Annotated in this window: 13 protein-coding genes; 5 read left to right on the plus strand and 8 right to left on the minus strand. The window is 41.3% G+C overall.

Going from position 1 to position 17,572, the window contains the following annotated elements:
- The first annotated feature begins 231 nt into the window (after positions 1-231).
- The 3 genes from fadB to acuI all read left to right on the plus strand — a co-directional run bounded on the left by fadB (position 232) and on the right by acuI (position 5,365).
- Entirely contained in the window at positions 232-2,412 is a 2,181-nt protein-coding gene (gene fadB, locus PVK70_RS12535) for a fatty acid oxidation complex subunit alpha FadB (protein ID WP_130048489.1), read from the plus strand.
- Positions 2,413-2,425: 13 nt separating this feature from the next.
- Positions 2,426-3,589 (plus strand): acetyl-CoA C-acyltransferase FadA, encoded by a 1,164-nt coding sequence (gene fadA / locus PVK70_RS12540; RefSeq protein WP_130048488.1) that lies wholly within the window; start codon positions 2,426-2,428, stop codon positions 3,587-3,589.
- Positions 3,590-4,384: 795 nt separating this feature from the next.
- On the plus strand, positions 4,385-5,365 hold the full coding sequence (gene acuI / locus PVK70_RS12545) for an acrylyl-CoA reductase (NADPH) (RefSeq protein ID WP_130048487.1): 981 nt from the start codon (positions 4,385-4,387) through the stop codon (positions 5,363-5,365).
- 113 nt (positions 5,366-5,478) lie between these two features.
- On the opposite strand, the gene PVK70_RS12550 is transcribed toward acuI, so the two are convergent.
- Both PVK70_RS12550 and PVK70_RS12555 read right to left on the minus strand, forming a co-directional pair.
- Positions 5,479-6,420: a LysR family transcriptional regulator gene (locus PVK70_RS12550; protein ID WP_130045778.1), complete on the minus strand. Its 942-nt coding sequence runs from the start codon at positions 6,418-6,420 to the stop codon at positions 5,479-5,481.
- Between the two features lie 161 nt (positions 6,421-6,581).
- The gene (locus PVK70_RS12555; protein WP_130045777.1) at positions 6,582-6,773 is read right to left on the minus strand and encodes a hypothetical protein; all 192 of its coding nucleotides are present in this window, start codon (positions 6,771-6,773) and stop codon (positions 6,582-6,584) included.
- 176 nt (positions 6,774-6,949) lie between these two features.
- Here PVK70_RS12555 and tusA point away from each other — a divergent pair, with 176 nt between their 5' ends.
- The gene (gene tusA / locus PVK70_RS12560) at positions 6,950-7,201 is read left to right on the plus strand and encodes a sulfurtransferase TusA (RefSeq protein ID WP_130045776.1); all 252 of its coding nucleotides are present in this window, start codon (positions 6,950-6,952) and stop codon (positions 7,199-7,201) included.
- A gap of 50 nt (positions 7,202-7,251) precedes the next feature.
- On the opposite strand, the gene PVK70_RS12565 is transcribed toward tusA, so the two are convergent.
- The 4 genes from PVK70_RS12565 to glyQ form a co-directional block, all read right to left on the minus strand.
- Complete coding sequence (locus PVK70_RS12565) at positions 7,252-7,503, minus strand: hypothetical protein (protein WP_130048486.1); 252 nt, start codon at positions 7,501-7,503, stop codon at positions 7,252-7,254.
- Positions 7,504-7,651: 148 nt separating this feature from the next.
- Complete coding sequence (locus PVK70_RS12570) at positions 7,652-9,280, minus strand: alpha-amylase (RefSeq protein WP_130048485.1); 1,629 nt, start codon at positions 9,278-9,280, stop codon at positions 7,652-7,654.
- A 143-nt stretch (positions 9,281-9,423) separates the two neighbouring features.
- Entirely contained in the window at positions 9,424-11,505 is a 2,082-nt protein-coding gene (gene glyS, locus PVK70_RS12575; protein WP_130048484.1) for a glycine--tRNA ligase subunit beta, read from the minus strand.
- 2 nt (positions 11,506-11,507) lie between these two features.
- On the minus strand, positions 11,508-12,440 hold the full coding sequence (gene glyQ / locus PVK70_RS12580; RefSeq protein WP_130048483.1) for a glycine--tRNA ligase subunit alpha: 933 nt from the start codon (positions 12,438-12,440) through the stop codon (positions 11,508-11,510).
- 218 nt (positions 12,441-12,658) lie between these two features.
- Between glyQ and PVK70_RS12585 the strand changes: the two genes are divergently transcribed.
- A complete protein-coding gene (locus tag PVK70_RS12585; protein ID WP_130048482.1) occupies positions 12,659-13,906 on the plus strand; it encodes a valine--pyruvate transaminase in 1,248 nt (415 codons plus the stop codon).
- Positions 13,907-14,282: 376 nt separating this feature from the next.
- On the opposite strand, the gene PVK70_RS12590 is transcribed toward PVK70_RS12585, so the two are convergent.
- Both PVK70_RS12590 and gyrB read right to left on the minus strand, forming a co-directional pair.
- Positions 14,283-14,717, minus strand: a complete 435-nt coding sequence (locus PVK70_RS12590; protein WP_130045771.1) for an Hsp20 family protein — start codon at positions 14,715-14,717, stop codon at positions 14,283-14,285.
- Positions 14,718-15,143: 426 nt separating this feature from the next.
- Positions 15,144-17,561 carry a DNA topoisomerase (ATP-hydrolyzing) subunit B gene (gene gyrB / locus PVK70_RS12595; RefSeq protein WP_130048481.1) on the minus strand — a complete coding sequence of 806 codons (2,418 nt, stop codon included), beginning with the start codon at positions 17,559-17,561 and terminating at the stop codon, positions 15,144-15,146.
- Positions 17,562-17,572 lie beyond the last annotated feature (11 nt).

Raw genomic sequence — 17,572 nt, forward strand, 5'->3', positions numbered from 1 at the left:
TAGTAAAAACGGAACCTTAAAGTGTATCACTTCTAATGAAATTTACTCTTTATTCACAAACTTTTATTCACAGTTAAAAGAGAGGAAATTTGTGATCAACCAAGATAAACGTAAACAAATTGTTAAATTTAATTTGAAATCTGTTTAAAATAACACCACCATTAACTGGTCAAACCAGATTATCATAATAACGAATACTCTTATCTGGTTATCATTTCATGGAGATAGAAAATGATTTATCAAGGTGAAAACCTCTCTGTAGACTACATCGAACCTGGCGTTGCTCACCTCGTATTTAATGCGACTGGCAGCGTAAACAAGCTCAACCTTGCAACCCTACACTCGCTGGGTGAAGCCATTGATGCACTCTACCAACAAAAGGACTTACAAGGCCTCTTACTATCATCAGGTAAAAGTGCCTTTATCGTTGGTGCAGACATCACTGAATTTCTTGGTCTGTTCGATACTCCTCCAGAAGAGCTCAGTGAATGGCTACATCAAGCCAATATCATCTTTAATAAGCTAGAAGACCTTCCGGTTCCTACCTTAACAGCCATCACAGGGTTTGCACTTGGTGGCGGTTGCGAATGTGTCTTAGCGACTGATTTCCGTTTAGCTGATGAGACCGCTTCTATCGGGTTACCAGAAACTCAATTAGGTATCATGCCGGGCTGGGGAGGCTCAGTTCGTCTTCCTCGTTTGATTGGTGCAGACCCTGCAATGGAAGTGATTACCACAGGTAAACCTAAACGAGCAAAAGAGGCCTTAACACTAGGAATGGTTGATGGTGTTGTTCCACGTGAAACCTTGATAGATGCGTCAGTCTCTATGCTAAAACAAGCGATTGATGGCCAACTCAATTGGCAACAACGCCGTGAACAAAAGAAAGCGCCATTACAACTCTCGCCTCTAGAAGCTGCCATGTCATTTAATGTCGCTAAAGGCATGATAATGAAAATGGCAGGCAAACATTACCCAGCACCAATAACGGCGGTTAAATCGATTGAACAAAGTGCAGGAATGAGCCGTGATGAAGCGCTAGCAATTGAGAATAAACACTTTGTTGCCCTAACCCGTACCGAAGTGGCTAAGTCGTTAGTTGGTATTTTCTTAAACGACCAACTAGTGAAAAGCAAAGCAAAGCAAGCAGTGAAAAACAGTGAACCTGTCGCAAATGCAGCCGTGCTTGGCGCGGGCATCATGGGTGGCGGCATCGCTTATCAGTCAGCATCTAAAGGCGTACCAGTCTTAATGAAAGACATTGCTCAAGCATCATTAGATCTTGGGATGAATGAAGCCTCTAAACTGCTTAATAAACAGTTAGAGCGCGGGCGCTTATCTGGATTAAAAATGGCGCAAGTACTTTCATCCATTACACCGTCTTTAAATTATGGTGGTATTGATAGCAAAGACGTCATTGTTGAAGCGGTCGTTGAAAACCCAAAAATTAAAGCCGTTGTTTTAGCAGAAGTAGAAAATGAAGTTAACGAAAATGCGATCTTAGCGTCGAATACTTCAACCATCCCCATTTCGTTATTAGCAAAATCACTCAAGCGTCCTGAAAATTTCTGTGGCATGCACTTCTTCAACCCTGTTCATCGTATGCCATTGGTTGAAGTTATCCGTGGTGAGAAAACCTCACAACAAACCATTGATCGCGTTGTTGCTTACGCCTCTCAAATGGGTAAGACCCCAATTGTTGTGAATGACTGTCCTGGCTTCTTTGTAAACCGTGTCCTTTTCCCCTATTTTGCAGGCTTTAGCTTATTGCTGCGTGATGGGGGTGATTATCAACAAATAGATAAAGTGATGGAAAAAGAGTTTGGTTGGCCAATGGGACCGGCTTACTTACTTGATGTGGTAGGTATTGATACCGCTCACCATGCACAAGCTGTCATGGCTCAGGGATTCCCAGAACGTATGGCAAAAGACGGTCGTGATGTGATTGATGCGATGTTTGAAGCTAATCGCTATGGCCAGAAAAATGGCACTGGGTTTTATGCTTATACGGTAGATAGAAAGGGTAAACCGAAGAAAAATGTGGATGATGGCACCGGTGCGATCATTGCAACGGTAACCAACACAACTCAACCTTATACCTCAGAGCAAATTAGTGCTCGTATGATGATACCTATGATTAACGAAGTGATCCGATGCTTGGACGAAGGCATTATTGCTTCTCCTGCAGAAGCTGACATGGCGTTAGTGTATGGTTTAGGTTTCCCTCCATTTAAAGGCGGTGTTTTCCGCTACCTTGATGCGATTGGATTACCTACTTACCTAGAGATGGCGAAAGAGTTTGAGCAACTTGGTGCAGTTTACCAAGTACCTGAAAGTATCAAGCAGAAAGCGGCGGCAGGCGAATGTTATTACCCAGCCCCTAAAGCACCCTCTGTATCGGCATCACTCTAAGGAAGGATTTATCATGAAAAATGTAGTTATTGTTGATTGTATCCGTACTCCGATGGGTCGATCTAAAAATGGCGTATTTCGTCATACTCGCGCCGAAGATTTATCAGCGCACTTAATGAAAGGCTTAATCGAACGAAACCCAAAAGTCGACCCCAATCAAATCGAAGATATCTATTGGGGTTGTGTTCAACAAACCTTAGAACAAGGCTTTAATATTGCACGTAATGCCTCGTTATTAGCAGGCTTACCAAAATCTATCGCAGCCACCACAGTGAACCGTTTGTGTGGTTCATCTATGCAAGCCCTGCATGATGCCTCTCGCGCGATCATGGTTGGGGATGCTGATATTTGTATTATTGGTGGTGTTGAGCATATGGGCCACGTACCAATGAACCACGGTGTTGATTTCCATTCAGGTTTATCAAAAAGTGTGGCTAAAGCCTCTGGAATGATGGGGTTAACGGCAGAAATGTTAGGTAAGATGCACGGCATTACTCGTGAACAACAAGACGCTTTTGCACTGGCCTCTCACCAAAAAGCACATAGAGCGACGATTGAGGGTCATTTTGATTCTGAAATATTGCCAATTGAAGGCCACGATGAAAATGGCGCACTCACCTTAGTAAAACATGATGAAGTCATTCGCCCAGAAACCACACTTGAAGGGTTAGCTGCGCTTCGACCGGCCTTTGATCCTGCGAATGGAACCGTAACAGCAGGTAGTTCATCCGCTCTTTCTGATGGCGCTTCAGCAATGTTAATCATGAGTGAAGAAAAAGCCAATGAGCTTGGTTTACCCATTCGCGCTAAAGTTCGTTCAATGGCAGTCTCTGGCTGCGATCCATCTATCATGGGTTATGGACCTGTTCCCGCAACTCAAAAAGCCCTTAAACGAGCAGGTTTGTCGATTAATGAGATTGATTTGTTCGAGTTGAATGAAGCGTTTGCAGCTCAATCCCTACCATGCATTAAAGATTTAGGTTTATTGGATGTAATGGAAGAGAAGATTAACTTAAATGGAGGAGCTATTGCGCTAGGGCACCCATTAGGTTGTTCGGGATCCCGTATTGCCACCACATTAATCAATAACATGGAACGCACTGGCGCTAAACTTGGTGTCGCGACTATGTGTATTGGCCTCGGTCAAGGTATCGCAACGGTATTCGAACGCCCTTAGTGTTTTGAAATACAAACCATAAAAACTAAAAAAGTCGCCTTCTTGGGCGACTTTTTTCGAGTTGATACCTAATTTGGTATCGCTTTTGTTATCTTATTTCTTTGAGATAACTTTCGTATCACGCGCTTGGTGGAACCAAAAACGCTTTCTGCCTGTTGATTTAGACATGAGATATCCTTCTTAACTTAGTATAAACATGCATCAATACGATGCGCTTGTTCAGCCTGAGAAGAGATATTTATCTTATGTAATTTATACATAGGGAAGTTGTACGTTCTTTATCTTATCAATCTAGCTATTTTTAAGAAGAGCGGTTGTTTAAAAACTGCTTTTCAAAAATAAAGTAGATAGCCTAATTAACGGTATTAGGTATAAAGCCAACGCATTTTCACAACTTCGATAGCACACGGTCACATTACATTATAAATAGATCCAGTTAGGCTTATTCGTTGCTAACGATCTGCTGAAATGTTCAATTATTAATGATTGGAAAAGTGAAATGAAACACGGAGATAATAGCTTTTTCGAAGATATTTCTGAGGGTTTTACTTGTACTTACTACTTGTATTAATAACTCTATACATTAGAGCAAGGGTGCAAAATAACACGATCCAATAAAAAGTAAAGATCTTATTTACTCTTTTTTGAAAAATAATATCGCAGAGGATCTATGCAGAAAACGCATATTACTAATGTTTAAGTATCATTTTTTTTATTTGATTAACTCACCTACACTTATCTCATTGGTCAAACGCACTGTTTGATAATCGTTATTTATTCTTATTGGAGTTCGTTATGTTTAAAGCACTAGTTCTGAATCAAGAAGAGAGAAATACCATTGCTGCTGTTACTGAGATCGACGAGTTTCAACTGCCTGAAGGTAATGTGAAAATCGATGTAAATTACTCTTCTTTAAACTATAAAGATGGCTTAGCGATTACAGGTAAAGGGCGCATTGTTCGTAATTTCCCTATGGTTCCTGGTATTGATTTAGCGGGTGTTGTTTCTCAGTCAGACGATGCTCGTTATAAAGCAGGTGATGAAGTGGTTCTTACTGGCTGGGGCGTTGGTGAAGGTCACTGGGGTGGCATGGCTGAAAAAGCAAGCCTAAACGGTGACTGGTTAGTCCCTATGCCAAAAGGCCTAGACGCTAAAAAAGTAATGGCTATCGGAACAGCTGGTTTTACCGCAATGCTATGTGTTCAAGCGATTGTTGATGCGGGCATTAAACCAGAAGATGGTGAGATCTTAGTAACAGGTGCAAGTGGCGGTGTAGGCAGTGTGTCTATCACGCTTCTTAACCAACTTGGTTATAAAGTTGCCGCTGTAACAGGCCGAGCTTCTTCAAATGGCGACCTACTTAAATCATTAGGCGCATCACGCATTGTTGAGCGCAGTGAACTAGAAGAACCAGCGAAACCATTAGAAAAACAACTATGGGCCGGCGCTATTGATACGGTTGGTAGCAAAGTACTAGCAAAAGTATTAGCGCAAATTGATTACAACGGTGCAGTGGCTATTTGTGGCCTTGCGGGTGGGTTTGATTTACCAACAACGGTAATGCCGTTCATTCTACGTAATGTTCGTTTACAAGGCGTCGATTCTGTTATGTGCCCTCGTGAGAAACGCATTAAAGCGTGGGAACAATTAGCTGAATTACTTCCTGCATCATTCTTTGAGCAAGCAACGAAAGAAGTGTCTCTTGATGACGCAATTCAAGCCGCAGAAGACATTACCAACGGTCAAATCACGGGCCGTGTTGTTATCAAAATTTAATCGATAATAGTAAAAGAGTTAAGACTAAGCCCTACCTAGCTTAGTTTTAATGTGAAACATCAGTAAACCAGGCAGCTTAATCGCTGCCTTTTTCTTATCTAAAGAATAATAAGCTATACAAATCCAATGTCTTCAATTCGTTTTTCAATTAACTTACCGCACTCTTCTTTTACTACGCGTCGAAGCCAAGTTTGAGCCGGTGATGAATCACAACGAGAATGCCAAATTAAAGAGTAATCAAACGGCGTAAATTCAAACGGCAATGGTTTAATAACCAGATCATATCTTTCAGCAACCAAGTATGCGAGATCCGCGGGTACCGTGATCACTAATGGCATTTTATCAACAATGGCCAACGCCGCTTCTAAATGATATGCCCTAAGTACCTGTCTTCTTTCTCTTTGACCCAATAACGCAGTATCCAATAACGCCTTTACTCCATCACTGATGGCAATCATGGCGTGAGGTAGTGATAAATAATCATCCAGGGTTAATACTGAGCCTGCGAGTGGGTGGTTCTGAGATAACAGGCATAACACCCCAACCTGCCCTAACACATCCTGCTTAAGCGGAGAAACAGAACCAATTGGTCGACATATCGCCATGTCCACTTTTTCAGTGCTCAGTTGTTTAAACAAGTTCTCATGATTAAGTGAGGTAAACTCTAATGAGATGCTCGGCGCTTGCTCATAAATTTTAGGAAGCGCATAAGGTAAAATGGTTTGCATTGCATAGTCAGTGGTCGCAATTAAGAAATGCTGATCACAATGCATCGGCGTAAAATCGCTAGGGGTAAGTAACTGGCGTAAAGACTCTAATGGCTGATTTATTTGCGCATTAATTTCTAAAGCTTTTTGTGTAGGAACTAAATGCTGGCCTTGACGAGTAAAGAGCGGATCACCAAGGAGATCTCGCAATCGCCCCAACACTCGACTCATCGCTGATTGACTTAAATTGAGCCGAACAGCCGCTTGGCTCACGCTGTTTTCTTCTAATAATACTCGAAGTGCAATGAGTAAATTTAAATCACGGCGATAAACTTCTTCTAGTTCCATTACCTACACCTATGTTTGATATACCTTAATGGTAATTACGTAGTTTAACGGTTTTAAAAATAAAAAAAATCCCGCAATTCATTCATTTCTTGTTGGAATCAAGAACGATAAAAAGGCGGGAAAGTTAGAGTGTGGTGTAATTTTTAATTGTTAAGGTGTTTCTAGTAATCTTTTTCTTCTGCGGTTTCACTTTCTGACCAGGTTTTTAACTCAATCGTCAGCGCGATCATAACGGAGGCAAGACTAATTAAAGGAAGTAAGCTGATATTCTCAGGGGTACGTAATACTAATGAGCAAATGGTAACGAAACAAAGAACACAATAAATGGTTAAGCGATCTATTTGAGTAAGCATATGACGATCCTTCTATTGCTTTCATATCTATAGCTAAAACAACGAAATAACCGTCCAATGTTAATTTGTTGTTAACAAATAATTTACGCTCTTTTCAGTTCTTTGCCAATGTGTATTGATTATTTTTTTTACAGCAGTATGATCTTGGTCGCCTTTAACTGTAATGAGATACAACAATGACCATCAACTTTGATACCGCCAACCAAACCTTAGAAGCGGAAGGATTACGCTGCCCAGAGCCTGTAATGATGGTTAGAAAAACAATTCGACAGATGCAAGATGGTGAAACGCTATTGATCAAAGCAGACGACCCATCGACCACGCGTGACATTCCAAGTTTCTGTCGTTTTATGGATCATGAGCTTATTGCGGAAGATACTGATTCGCTGCCTTACCGATTTCTTATCCGTAAAGGGCTTTCAGCTTAAGAAATGATAAAGGCGACCACGAGGTCGCCTTTATACTGTTTAGGAATGGTTTATGTATTGATATCTCGCACTTGTTTTTGAATGCTTTCAATCTCATGTTGCAAGTTACGCATCTCTTTTTTCATTGGTAATACATAATGAACGCGAACCCAAGCATCCACAGATAATGCGGTCGTGACAATTGCCCCAACGACCATAGGTATCCACATATCGGTCAATACCATACCTAATAAATTAAGCGCCAAAGCGACGGTAAATAAATAACACTGGCTTTGTGGTGAGATAGCTAAAAAACGAGTCATGATAAGCTCCTTTCCTTTAAGAAACATCTACCAATACAACTAATTCTAGCTATAGATTATCATCTCTATCGTAAAACCTATGTGGTTAGTATCACACTCTCACTCAGATTTTATGAAACTTTGATGACACTCGTTATATCACCAAAAATTACTCCCCCGTATAAACGATCATTACCTTATCGGATTCATTTTTACGTATGACAGCATAGTAAGGTTCTTGCTTAACCACTTGGTAATTCCCTTGTGATATCGCAGTATGATTTGATCTAAAAGAGAGTAGTTTCTTCCAATGAGAACGCAATGACCAATTAAGTCCTGTCGCATCCTCCCAATTCATCATGCTATATAGATCACCTGGTTTTGCACTTTCATCCCCATACCAAATCGAAACACTGTCGTGAGATAACAATAAAGCGGAGGCCGCATCTCTGTATTGAGCATAATTATCAGCCGTTAACGCTTGTTGCTTATCTTTATCAAACCAGGTTAACGCATTCATGGCGACTTTATTTTCAGTCGTTTTTTGAGCACTTAGTTGTGTTTCACATTGAGATTCAATTGACTGCTTTTGAGGGATAAAATGGTTATTATTTTCTAAATCGACCACAATAAAAGAAGACCCTTCAAGCGCTTTATATTGATTGTCTTTCTTCCATGCTTCAAATGCCTTACTGCCTTGTTCTTCGAATTGTTTTGTTAACTTAGGCGTTGATTGAGCTAAAACAATGCCATCAATACCAAACTTGGTTACCCATTCAGTCACCCATTGCGTTAATAATGCGTGTTTATCCTGACTGACTTGGCTCACTGCAGTTGTCGGTTTATTGGTAAAGAAGGTTGGCGTTGACACTACCCCTTCATAATTTGGATTAAACCAATCTGAAGACCACCATTGTGGGACTTGACCATCTTCACCTTTAAATGCATCTAAATAATGCGTTAGATTCTGACCTTCTTTTGGATGCCAATCATTCCAGTAACTTGGCAGTTCACTGCTGTCTTTAGGTTGAATAGAAAATTGCTGCAAATCGGCAAGGCTTGGTTGAGAAGGAGCAGTATCAATACTCCACACTACTCTCATTCCTAATTGATGAGCAAGATCGACAAACGCTCTCATCTCTTGCTCTGAACCCATATTGGTATCAAGCTGTGTCCAATCTAATGTGGCACCACCTGCGTATGGATATTCTGGTGTATTGCCATTTTTTCCAGGAAGCCAGCCATGAACTTGCTCTAGTGGTGTCGAAATCCAAAGTACATCAACACCTAGCTCAGCTAAGTAATCCAGTTTTTGCGTTAACCCTGCAATATCACCACCTTTAAAACCTTGTGATGAGGTTTGACGACCATAGCTGTGGTCATTCCAACTGTTTCCATTATAAAAACGATCGGTTGCGATATGATAAAACGTGGCACTCTGCCATTGGAAATCACGCTTCTCTGCTTCTGCTTCCTGTACTGAACTTGATTCTAATAACAGTAACCCACCACTATGACGACTTGGTGTTAGCGTTATTTTACCATTCTTCACTTGAGCAATATTGCCAGAGTAAGCATCTGTGACGACTGCACCTTCAGACCACAGTTCTGAAACGGTAACCGTCACAGGCTGAATGCCTAATGAAGGACATACACTGACTTGATTCGTCGAATCACTTGAGACTACAGGAGTATTCTGTGAAGAAGAATTTGCATTATCCGTGGTTGGTAATGAAGTACTTTGACACCCGACCATAAGAGAAAGGGAGATAAGAGTTGTACACACAGATAATTTCATCGAAATCAGCAGCCTAATAAAAGAGAGAACATCAATTGTAGTCATTGTTAAGTATATTATTAACCTCTAATTTTCGAAAATACGATATCTAGACAAAAAAATACCCCGCAAAGGCGAGGCATTTCATGAAATTTGGCTATTTCTTATTTTTGAAGAAGAGAAATATCCGCAATATCTAAGAACAGATTACGAAGCTTGTTAAGCAGCGTTAAGCGGTTAATCTTAAGCGCTTCATCATCAGCCATAACCATTACACCATCAAAGAAGGCATCAACAGGTTCACGTAACTCAGCTAAACGACTTAGTGCTTCTTGATAGTTACCTGCAGCAAATACAGGCTCTAGTGCTTCAGCTAGGATCTCTACTTTCTCAGCCAATACTTTCTCTGCATCTTCTTGTAGAAGAGCCAGATCGATTTCTTGAGCCAGTTCACCATCGAATTTCGCCAGGATATTACCTACACGCTTATTCGCAGCCGCTAGTGATTCAGCAGCGTCTAGTTCACGGAAGTGAGATACCGCTTTCACACGCTTATCAAAATCAGCAGGTTTCGTTGGACGACGAGCAAGTACCGCTTGGATGATGTCTACGCTGAAACCTTCATCTTGGTACCATGCGCGGAAACGACCTAGCATGAAATCAATCACGTCTGTCGCTACGTTTGCATTCGTTAGCTTGCTTGAGCCATCTTCAAGTGCAAATAGAGATTGCGCTTTAGCTACTAGGTCAACTAAGTCTAAGTTGTAATCTTTTTCAACGATAATACGTAGAATACCCAGCGCAGCACGGCGAAGTGCAAATGGATCAGAACCTTTAGGTGCTTGACCAATACCGAAGATACCAACCAATGTATCTAGTTTGTCCGCCATTGCTACTGATGCAGAAATATCTGTGCTTGGTAGTTCATCACCCGCAAAACGTGGCATGTATTGCTCATAAAGAGCGAGAGCTACTTGCTCATCTTCACCATCGTGAGTTGCGTAGTGCATGCCCATCACACCTTGTGTATCTGTAAATTCAAATACCATAGATGTCATTAAGTCACACTTAGCTAGAAGGCCCGCACGTTGAGATTTCTCAACATCCGCACCAATTTGCTCAGCAATGTAACCTGCAAGCTCAGTAATACGGTCAGTTTTGTCTTTGATCGTACCTAATTGCTTTTGGAAGATAGCTTGTTCTAACTCAGGTAGACGGTCGATAAGCGGACGCTTACGGTCTGTGTTGAAAAAGAATTCTGCATCAGCAAGGCGTGGGCGAACCACTTTCTCGTTACCTTCGATAACGTGACGAGGCTCTTTAGATTCGATATTAGAAACGAAAATGAAGTTAGGAAGTAGGTTCTTCGCTTCGTCATACACAGGGAAGTATTTTTGGTCACCCTTCATTGTGTAAACTAACGCTTCTGAAGGCACTTCTAAGAACTCTTGTTCAAATTTAGCCGTTAATACTACTGGCCATTCAACAAGAGAAGTCACTTCTTCTACTAAGTCATCTTCTAGATCCGCTGTACCGCCTACTGCTGTCGCTGCTTTTTGAGCATCAGCAAGGATGATCGCTTTACGCGCATCGTAGTCAGCCATTACTTTACCGCGCTCTTCTAAGATCGCAGGGTATTGATCAGCAGAGTCAATCGTAAACTCGCTTTCACCCATGAAACGGTGACCACGAAGTGTACGAGTAGAAGCAACGCCTAAGATAGAACCTTCAATCAGCTCGTCACCCAATAGGATAGTCAGTGTTTTTACTGGACGAATAAATTGAATGTCTGAGTTACCCCAACGCATTGCTTTAGGAATTGGTAAACCTGCTAATGCTTTTGCTGCTAATTCAACAACAAGCTCTTGTACAGGTTGGCCTTTCACTGCTTCTTTATGAAGTAGCCATTCGCCTTTGTCTGTTTTTAGACGCTCAGCTTGTTCAACCGTAATACCGTTACCACGAGCCCAACCTTGAGCCGCTTTGGTTGGATTACCATCCGCATCAAATGCAGATGCGATAGCTGGACCACGTTTTTCAACGATTTTATCTGCTTGACCTTCATCTAATTCAGCCACTTTAAGCGCTAAACGACGAGGTGTTGCATACCATTTAACACCTTGGTGTGCTAAATCAGCCGCTTTAAGACCCGCTTCAAAGTTAGAAGCAAATGCTTCAGCTAATGAACGAAGCGCTGTTGGTGGAAGCTCTTCAGTGCCTAATTCGATTAGAAAATTCTTCGCCATGATTACTTCTCCTCAGTTGCTGTCGGCTTATTAGAACGACACATAGGGAAGCCTAATGCTTCACGTGATGCATAGTATGCTTCTGCAACCGATTTAGTTAAGTTACGAATACGAAGAATATAACGCTGACGCTCTGTTACAGAGATTGCTTTACGTGCATCTAGCAAGTTGAATGCGTGACCTGCTTTTAGAATGCGCTCGTACGCTGGAAGAGGTAGAGGCTTTTCAAGTTCAAGCAACTCTTTACACTCTTTTTCACACTGGTCGAAGAAACCAAATAGGAAATCAACATCCGCGTGTTCAAAGTTGTAAGTCGATTGCTCAACTTCGTTTTGGTGGAAAATGTCACCGTAAGTAACCACACCTTGAGGACCATGGTTCCACACAAGATCGTAAACTGAGTCTACTTCTTGAATGTACATAGCAAGACGCTCAATACCGTAAGTGATTTCACCCGTTACAGGTTTACACTCAAGGCCACCTACTTGTTGGAAGTAAGTAAATTGCGTTACTTCCATGCCATTTAGCCAGATTTCCCAACCTAGACCCCAAGCACCCAATGTAGGGTTTTCCCAGTTGTCTTCTACGAAACGAATATCATGAACAAGTGGATCGATACCAAGCACTTCTAAAGAACCTAGGTACAGCTCTTGAATGTTATCTGGAGAAGGCTTTAACGCTACCTGAAATTGATAGTAGTGCTGCAGACGGTTCGGGTTTTCACCATAACGGCCATCCGTAGGACGACGAGATGGTTGAACATAAGCGGTAGCCATTGGCTCTGGGCCAAGTGCACGTAGACATGTCATTGGGTGAGATGTACCAGCACCTACTTCCATATCTAGAGGCTGTACAATCGTACAACCGTTTTGTGCCCAATAATCCTGCAGCGCGAGGATCATTCCCTGGAAGGTTTTGATATCGTATTTTTGCATAATTTAATTCGCGCGATGGTTGATAAATATAACCAAGAAGTATACCTCGCTGCCCTCTTTGGGAGTAGCAAAAATAAGCACTTTCTTAAAATTCACAGTGAGTTTACGGCTTAATCAATAAAATCAGGGCTTATCTTGGCTCTTTATCTCTGTTTGGTGTTGAGGTATGTTGTTAAAACAATCAATACTCAGACTCAACAAATAGCGCGGTAGTCGTAATGAAGTTTACTCAATTTGGCGAAAAATTTACTCGTTACAGTGGGATCACCCAATTAATGGATGATCTAAATGATGGCTTACGTACCCCTGGAGCAATCATGCTCGGTGGTGGTAACCCTGCTGGCATTCCCGCCATGCTCGACTACTTTAAAAGCGCCTCACAAGAAATGCTCGATTCTGGTGAGCTGGTTGCTGCAATGGCCAATTATGATGGGCCACAAGGTAAAGACTCTTTTGTTAAAGCATTAGCAAAACTATTAAAAGAGACTTACGGTTGGGATATTTCAGAGAAAAATATCTCTCTAACCAATGGATCTCAAAGTGCTTTCTTCAGTCTATTTAACCTTTTAGCAGGCACTTATGCGGATGGTTCAAAAAAGAGAATTTTACTGCCTCTTGCTCCGGAATATATTGGCTATGCGGACTCTGAACTAGAAGTCGATAGTTTTATTTCTTACCGTCCTGAGATTGAATTACTCGATAACGGTTTGTTTAAATACCACGTTGATTTTAGCCAGTTAACTGTCGACGATTCTGTGGGAGCAATTTGTGTTTCTCGTCCTACCAATCCAACGGGGAATGTCATTACGGATGAAGAAGTGGCCAAACTCGACACATTAGCTCGTGAACATAATATTCCGTTAATTCTTGATAATGCTTATGGCACCCCTTTCCCGAATATTATCTTTGAAGAAGTCACGCCATTTTGGAATGAAAACACCATTCTTTGCATGAGCCTTTCTAAGCTTGGTTTACCTGGGTTACGTTGTGGCATTGTGATTGCCAATGAAGAAATGACAGCAGCCATCACTAACCTAAATGGCATTATCAATCTTGCACCGGGAAGTATGGGCCCTGCAATTGGTTTGCACATGATTGAATCAGGTGACTTATTGCGTTTAAGTGAGGAGGTTATCCAGCCTTTCTATCGCCATAAATCTCAAGCTGCAGTTAAGATGTTACAAACGGCGATTACCGATCCTCGTTTTCGCATTCATAAACCTGAGGGCGCTATTTTCTTGTGGCTATGGTTTGATGAATTACCTATCACGACAATGGAATTGTATAAACGCTTGAAAGCGCGTGGCGTATTAATTGTCCCGGGTGAGTACTTCTTTATTGGACAAGATGACAGTTGGGAGCACGCTCATCAATGCTTACGTATGAACTACGTTCAAGATGAAGATATGATGCAAAAAGGCATTAATATTATTGCAGAAGAAGTGCTGAAAGCGTATTCAGAGTAAATAAAAAGCGGTGAGTTGTGGTACTCATGACTCATTGCTTTTCCATCACCAACAAATGGCAATATCAAGTGTTGAATGATCATCAATGACAAACAGCATTGGTGATTCCAAAGCAATAAGTCATCACGATTTCTAATACCACTCTGGATAAGTCGTTGTTCAGATAATTGCGTAGGAAAAATCGATTAGAGCAAGGCATAAATTGCAGTAACTAGTGGATCTAATTACAAAATTTATAACGCAGATATAATCGATTTTAACAAGCAAGAATGATCAAATACTTATGTAGATTGGTATAATACCCGCTGTAATAAAATACAGACACAAAAAAGGCGCTATCACAGCGCCTTCATTTCAAATTTTTACCAATCTACGATTAGCTTTCCAGTAAGTTATTACCGTTAATTGCAATCTTACGAGGCTGCATCGCTTCTGGAATTTCACGTTCTAAATCAACATGCAGTAAACCATTTTCCATGGTTGCGCCCACCACTTTCACATAATCCGCTAATTGGAATTTACGCTCAAAGTTACGCTCTGCAATACCTTGGTATAGGTACGTTTTCGCTTCATCCGATTCAGGACGCTCACCGCGTACAATCAGCATATTCTCGTGTTGAGTTAAATCGATTTGTTCATCAGCAAAACCCGCCACCGCCATGGTTATACGGTAGTTATGTTCTGATTTTTGCTCGATGTTATAGGGAGGGTAACCACCATTAGTTTTCGCTGAGTGGCTTTCCATTTGATTGAAAAGACGATCAAAACCAATTGCTGAACGGTACAGTGGAGTGAAATCTACATTACGCATAATACTATCCTTTACTTTAAGCAATAGTGAGTACAACTACCCCAAACTTGGGTCCTTAGTTGCCTCTATCAAATTATAAGACTTTCCGTTTTGGACAAGTCATGTTCAGAAGACCCTTTCGGCATCCTCTTCATAACTAGATATGCGGCTCAGTAATTTTATTTTCAAGAGATATAGCCAAAAATATTTTCCATTCCCATTCAAAACTAATACTAAACAACTGAACTACAAACGAAAACAAACACCAAATTCCAGAAAAAAAAAAGCACCGCCAACAGCAGTGCTTCTTAATTTTCAACTTAGCATTTATGATTCTAGATGAAGTCAGTTCGTTCTAATTCAAGAAGAAGGCGCGGAGCTTATGAACATAAGTGAGCACCTTCGACGCAGAAGTAGGACTAACTGGCAAAATATAGGATTAAAAATTTAGACGTCTAAGTTAGCTACACGTAATGCGTTCTCTTCAATGAAGTTACGACGCGGTTCAACTTGGTCACCCATTAGCGTAGTAAACAATTCATCCGCACTTACTGCATCGTTGATTGTTACTTGCATCATACGGCGAGAATCAGGATCCATTGTTGTTTCCCAAAGCTGCTCAGGGTTCATCTCACCCAGACCTTTATAGCGTTGTAAGTAAACACCACGACGAGATTCTTTAATTAACCATGCAATCGCTTCATCCAGTGTTTCTACTGGTTGTTTGCGCTCACCACGTTGTGCATAAGCACCTTCTTCAATCAAACCATTAAGCGCTTCTGATAGCTCAGCGATACGGCCGTACTCTTTTGAGTTAAGCAGATCAGCACTTAATACGTATTCATGTTGAACACCGTGAGTACGAACAACAAGCTTAGGCTGGTGAATGTTTAATTCTTCATTAAAATCCAATGCTGCTGTGTACTGACTTGCACCTGTTTCATGCTCATTAAGATCAGTAACTAACGCCTCAGTCCACGCTTTAACTTCAGCTTCGTTTTCACACGCTTCCTGAGTTAATCGAGAGGTATAAACTAAACGATTTAATAGCGCTAATGGGTAACGACGGCTCATACGCTCAATCAGTTTCATTACACCATTAAACTGCTCAATTAAATTAGCCAGCTCTTGACCAAAGATTGATTCATTTGGATTAACAAATAACGATGCGTTATCTAACGCTTGCGTGATTTGGTATTCACCCATTGCTTCTTCATCTTTAATGTACTGCTCTTGTTTGCCTTTCTTCACTTTGTACAGTGGTGGCTGAGCAATGTATACATAACCACGCTCAATCAGCTCAGGCATTTGACGGTAGAAGAACGTCAGTAAAAGAGTACGGATGTGAGAACCATCGACATCGGCATCGGTCATGATGATGATATTGTGGTAACGCAGTTTGTCAGGGTTGTATTCGTCACGACCAATACCACAACCAAGTGCAGTAATTAGTGTGCCAACCTCTTGAGAAGACAGCATTTTATCAAAACGTGCTTTTTCAACGTTTAGGATTTTACCTTTAAGAGGCAGAATCGCTTGGTTTTTACGGTTACGTCCCTGCTTGGCTGAACCGCCAGCAGAGTCCCCTTCCACAATATATAGTTCAGATTGTGAAGGATCTTTTTCCTGACAATCCGCAAGCTTACCTGGAAGACCTGCAATATCTAACGCGCCTTTACGACGAGTCATTTCACGCGCTTTACGAGCGGCTTCACGTGCGCGAGCTGCATCGATGATTTTAGAACAAACCATTTTCGCTTCACCTGGGTTCTCAGCTAAGAACTCAGACAGTTTCTCACCCATTGCAGATTCAACCGCAGACTTCACTTCAGAAGAAACCAGTTTATCTTTAGTTTGGCTTGAGAACTTAGGATCAGGCACTTTAACCGAAACAACCGCTGTTAGGCCTTCACGCGCATCATCACCAGAAGTAGATGCTTTCGCTTTCTTAGAAAAGCCTTCCTTATCCATGAAAGTGTTTAATGTACGAGTTAGCGCAGAACGGAAACCGGCTAAGTGCGTACCACCATCACGTTGTGGGATGTTGTTGGTATAACAGAAAATATTTTCTTGGAAAGAATCATTCCATTGCATTGCCACTTCAACAGCAATGCCATCTTCTTCACGCGTGAAATCAAAATGGAATATTTTTTGATGAATAGGTGTCTTATTGCGATTTAGGTGATTAACGAACGCTTGAATACCACCTTCAAACATGAAGTGATCAGATTTATCTTCTTCACGCATGTCTTGTAAAATAATAGACACACCAGAGTTTAAGAAAGACAACTCACGCAGACGTTTCGCTAGAATTTCATAAACAAACTCAATGTTTGCGAACGTTTGGTCACTTGGCCAGAAACGGATTTTAGTACCTGTAGTATCTGTTTTACCAGTCACTGTTAGAGGGGCTTGAGGTACACCGTGACAATACGTTTGTTGGAAAATCTCACCTTTACGATTAATCGTAAGTTCAACTTTCTCTGATAATGCGTTTACTACTGAAACACCAACACCGTGAAGACCGCCTGATACTTTATAAGAGTTATCGTCGAACTTACCGCCTGCGTGAAGTACCGTCATGATAACTTCTGCAGCAGATACGCCTTCTTCTTCGTGAATTTCAGTGGGAATACCACGACCATCATCGCTTACAGATACCGAGTTATCTTCGTGTATCGTTACAATAATATCTTTACAGTGACCAGCAAGAGCTTCATCGATTGAGTTATCGACAACCTCAAACACCATGTGGTGAAGACCTGTACCGTCGTCGGTGTCGCCGATATACATACCCGGACGCTTACGTACTGCATCTAGGCCTTTTAGTACTTTAATACTCGATGAATCATAATTTTCTGACATGAGTTACTCTC

It is taken from the genome of Aliivibrio sp. A6, assembly GCF_028765505.1.
GTDB lineage: Bacteria > Pseudomonadota > Gammaproteobacteria > Enterobacterales > Vibrionaceae > Aliivibrio > Aliivibrio finisterrensis_A.